The organism is Candidatus Cryptobacteroides sp., from assembly GCF_056207615.1.
On sequence record NZ_JBAEER010000180.1, the window covers coordinates 1 to 7,013 of the forward strand.

The 7,013-nt window shown below is 47.1% G+C and carries 8 protein-coding genes and 1 riboswitch; of the genes, 5 read left to right on the forward strand and 3 right to left on the reverse strand.

Going from position 1 to position 7,013, the window contains the following annotated elements; translation table 11 throughout:
* The first annotated feature begins 435 nt into the window (after positions 1 to 435).
* From AC06ND_RS09795 to AC06ND_RS09810, 4 genes are all read left to right on the forward strand, one after another.
* Positions 436 to 585: a hypothetical protein gene (locus tag AC06ND_RS09795; RefSeq protein WP_475678794.1), complete on the forward strand. Its 150-nt coding sequence runs from the start codon at positions 436 to 438 to the stop codon at positions 583 to 585.
* Positions 585 to 866, forward strand: coding sequence for a type II toxin-antitoxin system YafQ family toxin (locus AC06ND_RS09800; RefSeq protein WP_475678795.1), 282 nt, complete (start codon positions 585 to 587; stop codon positions 864 to 866). The genes AC06ND_RS09795 and AC06ND_RS09800 overlap by 1 nt, the downstream gene beginning before the upstream one ends.
* A gap of 653 nt (positions 867 to 1,519) precedes the next feature.
* Positions 1,520 to 1,774, forward strand: a complete 255-nt coding sequence (locus AC06ND_RS09805; RefSeq protein WP_475678796.1) for a hypothetical protein — start codon at positions 1,520 to 1,522, stop codon at positions 1,772 to 1,774.
* A complete protein-coding gene (locus AC06ND_RS09810; protein WP_475678797.1) occupies positions 1,774 to 2,268 on the forward strand; it encodes an RNA polymerase sigma factor in 495 nt (164 codons plus the stop codon). Before AC06ND_RS09805 ends, AC06ND_RS09810 begins: the two co-directional genes overlap by 1 nt.
* Before the next feature lie 9 nt (positions 2,269 to 2,277).
* On the opposite strand, the gene AC06ND_RS09815 is transcribed toward AC06ND_RS09810, so the two are convergent.
* Complete coding sequence (locus AC06ND_RS09815; RefSeq protein WP_475678798.1) at positions 2,278 to 2,739, reverse strand: hypothetical protein; 462 nt, start codon at positions 2,737 to 2,739, stop codon at positions 2,278 to 2,280.
* 333 nt (positions 2,740 to 3,072) lie between these two features.
* Positions 3,073 to 3,172: riboswitch (SAM-I-IV-variant riboswitch) on the forward strand.
* On the opposite strand from AC06ND_RS09815, the gene AC06ND_RS09820 reads away from it, so the two are divergent.
* Complete coding sequence (locus AC06ND_RS09820; protein ID WP_475678799.1) at positions 3,171 to 4,097, forward strand: hypothetical protein; 927 nt, start codon at positions 3,171 to 3,173, stop codon at positions 4,095 to 4,097. It overlaps the preceding riboswitch by 2 nt.
* Before the next feature lie 13 nt (positions 4,098 to 4,110).
* On the opposite strand, the gene AC06ND_RS09825 is transcribed toward AC06ND_RS09820, so the two are convergent.
* Positions 4,111 to 4,665: a hypothetical protein gene (locus AC06ND_RS09825; protein ID WP_475678800.1), complete on the reverse strand. Its 555-nt coding sequence runs from the start codon at positions 4,663 to 4,665 to the stop codon at positions 4,111 to 4,113.
* A gap of 1 nt (position 4,666) precedes the next feature.
* Positions 4,667 to 7,013, reverse strand: a 2,347-nt coding sequence (locus AC06ND_RS09830; RefSeq protein ID WP_475678801.1) for a UvrD-helicase domain-containing protein, incomplete at its 5' end; no start/stop codon positions are given.

Here is a 7,013-nt window from a genome sequence, read left to right on the forward strand (position 1 = left end):
ACCGTATGCTTATCCTCCCATATGCCTCGCCCGGCGTAAAAAAATTGTGTTATAACTGATTATTTTTCGAAAATGCTCGGAGATTCATCGTTCCAGTTGCACTCAATGATTAGCTATGACGTCCATGCGGAGGCGCTTACGTTTATTTTTTTGAGTTCGCGGACGCATTTGTACTGTTTTGGCGTGTTTTGGTGCTGCGTGTATCACAAACAATTGGTGCTCGATTACTGCATTTCATTGGGCTTTTTAAGGCAAATTACCCTGATGCTATCCTGAAAAATGCAAAATCCTCCTGAAATATCGATTCGCGCTCAAGGATATAAGCAAAAGAAACTCAATTTTGTTAGTGCGGTGTGATTTTTGATTATTTTTGCAAAAAAAGGTATTATGACTCAGATAGTATTGAACATAGAGAATAAGTCGGTTGCAACGAGTTTGAAAAAAATCCTTGCTACCATGGATGGCGTTACTATCGCATCGACCAGAAGCCTCTCGGCATATGAGAAATCTAAGCTTGAAGCAAAATCAGGTGAGGTCAACCATTATTCATCCGTGGATGAACTCTTTGCAAAGGTCGGCCTTTAATGTATAGTCTCAGCACCACCAAACAGTTTGAGAAGGATCTCAAACTATGCATAAAACGAGGTTTTCCAATGGAAGAACTCAGAAGTGTTATTTCGTTATTAGTTCTGGATGGGAAATTGCCTACGAAGTATAAGCCTCATAAATTGTCGGGTAATCGTGCAGGCGAATGGGAATGTCATATCAAACCTGATTGGCTGCTGGTTTGGGAGCAGAATGACAAAGAACTAACTCTGCTAATGCTTAACACTGGTACTCATTCAGATCTTTTCAAGAAGAAATAGTTTCTAAATGACATCTGTTGACAGGAGAAAATTTTTATTGGTTCGCGCTGTGGTTAAGGAATAAGCGATGAATACGATCAGATGGTTTTATTAATGCGCACTGAGAGGTGCGCATTTTTTTAATACACAGGACTTCCACAAGGATTAGTAGGCATAGTGCTTTTGTAAGTCTCACTGTATCAACGGTTGCTCATGGCACGAGCGACAAAAAATGCGTTGTTTTTGTCGCTCGCGGCGGGTATTTCGAGGTTTTGAGCTGTTTTGGTGGCGCGAACTCCAAAAATCGGCGGTTTTTTGCGCTCGTGGCAAACTATTCTAGGTTTTATGCTGTTTCCCTGCTGCGAACTCAACTTTTTCGCTGATTTTTTGAGTTCGCGGACGCATTTGTACTTTTTTGGCGTGTTTTGGTGCTGTGAACTCAACTTTTCGTCTGTTTTTTTGAGTTCGCGGCCTGGGGTAACCTGGATCAGAAAAGTGAACAATTAATCTAGCGATACTTTGACAAAAGTTGTCAAATCGCAACAGTACTTTCGCAAATGTAATAGGGGGGAAGAAGAAAATTTGAGAATTGTAGACAATATTTCGAGTTCTCGTTCGTTATCTATTCAGAACCCTTTAACAAAGAGATTATGGAAAGAAAAAAGAAATCGACTATGGAAAAGATCGGAGTAGTCGTCGTATATCTGATTGGATTTGCGTTTGTGTCTACAGTTATATGGCTGGTTTGGAACTGGGTGGTTCCAGGAGTGACAGGCTGGGGACGTATCAGCTGGCTCCAGGCCTTTGGAATCAAAGTACTTGCGGATATTATTGCTTCGAAGGTTTCTGGAGACTTTGAACTCGATGATGATGAAGATTACGAAAAGCCATTCTCGGTGTCACTGAATATTAGGCAGGATGAGCTCTGATGAATAGGATCGATCGTCATAAACGTCTGGAACTATGTCTTAGCGTGCATGGGAGAAAGCTATTCTCTTATGTCGCTAAGCGTATGCCCACGGCAGACGCCGAAGACATCGTTCAGGAAGTCTGCCTGAAGTTCCTCACGAATGAGAAAACTGCCCCTCAGAATATTCCAGCATGGATTTTCAAGGCAGCTAAGAACCTTATCATCGACCGTAGCCGCAAGAAGAGGGAAGAACTCCTGGAAGACCGAAGTATCCCTTACGACGCACTTGACGAGAAGGCAGACATCCTCAAGAAACTGAACATAAAGGAACTTCGCGAAAGGATAAGACAGGCGATAGCCTCACTCCCGGAAGATCAGAAGTTCGTGTTCATCGAAACCGAGATTAATGGCAAAAGCATCAAGGAGATCGCCCAGGAGACCGGCATCAATCCCAACACCTTGTTGTCCAGAAAGCATAAGGCAGTGCTTACGCTGAGGGAGAAATTGGCTTAAATTATATCATCATTTATGAACAGTACCCTGGAATTCTGCATAGATGTTCTGACCTCTGACAAAAAGATCTGCGGAATCCGGGTCTGAATATGAAAGAGAGATTCTATATTTCTGGATACCATCATGGACAGAGAAGTACACGGTATGGACTCCTTTCCTGTCTTTGGTCGTAACGGAGACAGGCTCATCCTTGAATACAAGTCCATAGGATACGCTAGAGTCCAGCAGGTGGTATTCTTCCGAACAGAACAGCGGGATGTAAGCGTCAAGCTTTCCGTCGTTGATGCTGATGGAATATCCGTCAGGCATCTGAACCAGCATTCCATCATTGAACATCCTCTCGACGTTAAATACAAATTCATCAGAAGCATTCGACGATGTCTTCTTTGGCGCTGATTGGGCATACGCACTGGTGAGGGAAGTCAAAAGCAATGCGCAGATAACGCAAATTGTCATCGAAGTTCTTTTCATGGTAAGATTGTTTTTGAGAGCGTGAATTATATTTTGAAGTGCGACGCACTTCAAAATTAAACATTAGTTTACAATGTTCAATAGAAGTCAGGTAAACGAGCGACAAAAATCGCTTTGTTTTTGTCGCTCGCGGCGGAGGGGAGCGGAGGGGGAATGTTATCTTTTGTCGGTGGCATTCTGTTGGCCCGGGCTACCGGAAAAAATCATCTTTTTTATATGTGTGTCAAGAGTTGTCAAAAAGGTGAGGTAGATTTGTCTTGTGTTTCGGTGGGAGATATGAGGTGGGAGATATGAGATGAGAGACATAAGGTGAGAGACATAAGGCAAGAACTCGTAAAGCATCGCGAGCCCTCCAGGAGAGGGGCCAACCGAGCAGAGAAGCCACGGTGGCAAAATGATGCGGATTATATAACGATCAAAAAACATCAGTCATGAAGACTTTCATTCTCAAGTGGAGACCTAGAATCTCCAACTACAAGTTCAGCGATTTCAGCTACAACCTTCAGAACATCGACTATCTTGAATTCAATTGGCAAGTGGACGAATACGAGAAGGCGAAAGCCGGCGACCGATTCTATATGCTTGTCACTGGTACGAAAAGGGAAGGTGTCGTGATGAAAGGTTACTTCATCTCGGATCCTTATGAGGATGCCGATTGGGCAGGCGGAGATCGTGCCGTCCACTATATGAGGATGGACGTACAGGTAATGATCGATCCCCGTAGATGCCCGATTTTGTTGACATCAGAACTGTCGGACGCTATGCCGGAGTTCGACTGGAATCATTGTCGTTGCGGAAGTGAACTGCCGGAGGAATACATAGATGTCATGGAGTCTATGTGGGATGAGTATTTCGAAAACAATGAGGACATCTTTGACTGGAAGATCGCAAATCACAGATTTATTCCTTTTACAATCGATGATGCTTGGCTGATCGCTAATGATGTTCATGAGGACCAGGTGGACATGTATGGGAACTCTGTCTTCGAACATGTGTATAAAACCGGCTTCAGGGGAAACAATAGGGAAGAGAAGATATGCGGATTCCTGCACGAATTCCTTGACTGTGACGGCTACTCAGTCGAAGATCTGATTGAAGCGCATTGTCCGGAACGCATCATAAAGACGTTAGAACTCTTGAAGTATGATAAGGACATGCCGTATATGGACTACATAAGGAAAATATGCGAGTCCGGAAACAAGACTGCCATAGCAGTGAAATGCAATGACCTTGATGAAACCCTCTCGTTAGACAAGGCTGCGGGAAATCTCGAGCAGATGCGGATGCATGCAGAAGCTATTCGGATGTTAGTTCCCTATAAATTGTCCTTGATGCCTGCCCGATCTAGTAGGCGCTAGGAGCAGTAAAGATTTACGACTCTGAGTCCTCCTCGCGCTTGTCCATGTAGTCCTCGGGAAGGTAATCGTCATTCGCGGCATCCACGATTTCGTCCCATTCATAACCTTGATCGAATGCGTCGAAATCCTTGTCCTGAGCGTAATACTGTTCCATGTCCTCCATCCTCGCGCGGATAGCGTCATTGGTGTCAAACATTCTCCTGTGGGTATAGTGCGCACCGGTGGTGCTTCTCGAGCGTCCCGATCCGGACGACCTAGAAACACCGAGGCCATGAGATGACCTGCTCGAAGAGCCGCCCATCACCGAATCATATTTCTTCTGCCATGGATCCTTGGGAAGATTCCTGCCTCCGCTCTTCGGAGGGAAAGACCGATTCCTGCCGATGAACGGATTTCTCGGTCCCGTACGTCTCTTGCTCCATGGATCCTGGTGCCCTCTGATAGGCTTTGAGACGAATGGATTGTATCCATCCGTCCTGAAGAGCCCCTTGAAGTGACGACCTCCTCTTCCTGTCCCTCCGAAGAAGACCAGACCAAAGAATGCTAATATGCTCGACAATATACCCATCTTATTCTGCCGTCTTTATTTCAGTCAGTTCGCCCTGGAGAACATAGTAGAGATATGTGCCGAGGACGGTGTACCCCAGCTCTTCCATTGCTTTTCGATACAGATGGAGCTGAGACCCGTAATCCGTGCTCGCATGTGAGTTCTTGAAGTCGATAATGACACATCGCCTGTCTGGAAGCGCCCATACGTAGTCAATCTCTCCGATTACGGTCTGTCCGCTGGCCATTCTCTGCGAATATGAGAGCTCATGGAACTCCTCGACAGGCTCACCGAAGGTGCTCTTCAAATGGCGGTGCAGTGCCTTGAACGAAGCATCCAGCGACTTCGGCGAGACAAGCACATCCTGAAGTCCGAAGTTCCGGATCAGCCTTGCCGCCTTCCCGGTTCCATCGACGCCCGGAGCGCATACCGCAAAGAAATTGTGTACACATGTTCCAAGCGTCTGAGGGTCGTATGAACCTTCCAAGGGAATCTCATCTGCAATCTTGACGCATTCTCCCTTCTCTGACGATACATGGACGGAGAGACTCGACGGACTGACATACTTGTTCTTCCTCTCGGTGTGATCGACAGCCGGACGGTACCATGTCGCATATTCCTCATCGGAAACATACTTCTCATCTCCGAGCCCATAGATCTCAATCACGCGGGACTCCGGCACAGAAGAATCCCATATATGGACATAGGACCCGTGCACGAGCGACTTCAGATCAGCAGGATTGAGCCCACTCTCGGTGAGCCAGTGGAACTTGTCCTTCATGAACGATAGCGTGACGATATAGTCCCTCGCACGCGTGAAACCCACATACAGCAGACGCTTGTTCTCCTCCCTGCATTCCTCGACATAATCTCCATACGCGCTCGCAACAGTTGGAATCTCCATCACGAAATCAGGCACGCCATTCCTGTCGGTTGGGCGGAAATCCGGGATGTACCTCAGGAACGTTCCTCTGGCAGTCCTGTCAATATTCAGATTGTAGATGAAACGAGGCTTGAGGTGGTTGTCGGCAAGCTGATGCTTCTTCAGATCCATAAGGATCACCATCCTCCACTCAAGACCCTTGGAGCCGTGATAAGTGAGGACCTTGATTCCGTCGTCCGTATTGCTTGGCTTCGGCGGCATCTCGAGGGACGAAACATAGGTGATATAACCCTGGATAGAAGAACCGATACCGAGCTGGATACAGTGGTTGTCATATTCTCTGGCCATAGCCTGAAGGACGTCGAGGTTAGCCTGACGGTTATTGTTGTCACCCCATCGTGAACAGAGCCCCCTGATGTCAAGCTCATCGATGATAGTATCGACGATGTCTGGCACGCCCTGATGCTTGACCCTCTCTGTTATCTCCATCAACCTGCTCTCATCGAAGTCCTGGAGTATCTTCTCCTTGTCGAGAATAATCTCCTCAAGCGAAGTGTCATCGATCAGCATAGAAAGGACGGCCTTCGTATGATCATCCTTCATCAGCATATACCTCAGAACTGCGAATACAAGCTGGGTCTCTGCCTTATATACGATGAAAGCCTCAGGTGAGGAAACCGGGAGACCGTACGACTTGAGCCATCCGGCGACTTCCGCCACTTCGTCGTTACCGCGACAGAGAATGGCGATATCTCGCGGCCTGAGGTCGGTCTTGGCAAGGACATCGATGATCTTCTGCGAAAGCGTTTCCTTGGTTATATTGTCGGCGCAGTTCCAATGCTGAATAGGGTTGGCTACGACGGCGTTGTTCCCGTCGGGGGCATGCTTCAGCTCCGGATCCGGATAACGCTCTGAATCCGTGAAAAGCATCCTTGCAATGCTGCTGTCGAACTCCACGATCTTCTCGGATGACCTCCACGAATAGGGTAGACTCTCGTATTCGAAACCCTCTCCACCGGTCCTGATCTTGGATGTGATATCCATCACGACCTCCGGCACGCTTCCGCGGAATCCGTATATCGACTGCTTCGGATCGCCTACCCAGAAAGACTGCTCAACGAGCTCGGAAAGACGCTTGAAGATTTCGATCTGAATCGAGTTCGAGTCCTGGAACTCGTCGACGAAAACATACTTTATACTGCTGCGAATGTCCTCCTTGACGAGCTCATTGTCCAGCAGCTGGATGAAGTATCTTTCCATGTCGTTGTACTCGATAAGGCCATTCTGAGCCTTATACTCGTCCCATTCTGTGTTCACTCTCTGGACAAGATCGAACACGGTCTCGATACAGTCAGAAAGAGGCTTGAGATAAGACTTGGACTGCATCGCCTCATCCACCTGCTGACAAAGCGTAGTATAGCCGTCAATCTGCTTGGCGCTTACTCTGACAGGCTTGTCCAGCATACCCTTGATGTCTATAAGGGCA

Bases quoted from the DNA above. Each gene is read 5' to 3' on its own strand.
- AC06ND_RS09800 (WP_475678795.1), top strand. From the start codon at position 585: ATGTATAGTCTCAGCACCACCAAACAGTTTGAGAAGGATCTCAAACTA.
- AC06ND_RS09805 (WP_475678796.1), top strand. From the start codon at position 1,520: ATGGAAAAGATCGGAGTAGTCGTCGTATATCTGATTGGATTTGCGTTT.
- AC06ND_RS09810 (WP_475678797.1), top strand. From the start codon at position 1,774: ATGAATAGGATCGATCGTCATAAACGTCTGGAACTATGTCTTAGCGTG.
- AC06ND_RS09815 (WP_475678798.1), bottom strand. From the start codon at position 2,739: ATGAAAAGAACTTCGATGACAATTTGCGTTATCTGCGCATTGCTTTTG.
- AC06ND_RS09820 (WP_475678799.1), top strand. From the start codon at position 3,171: ATGAAGACTTTCATTCTCAAGTGGAGACCTAGAATCTCCAACTACAAG.
- AC06ND_RS09825 (WP_475678800.1), bottom strand. From the start codon at position 4,665: ATGGGTATATTGTCGAGCATATTAGCATTCTTTGGTCTGGTCTTCTTC.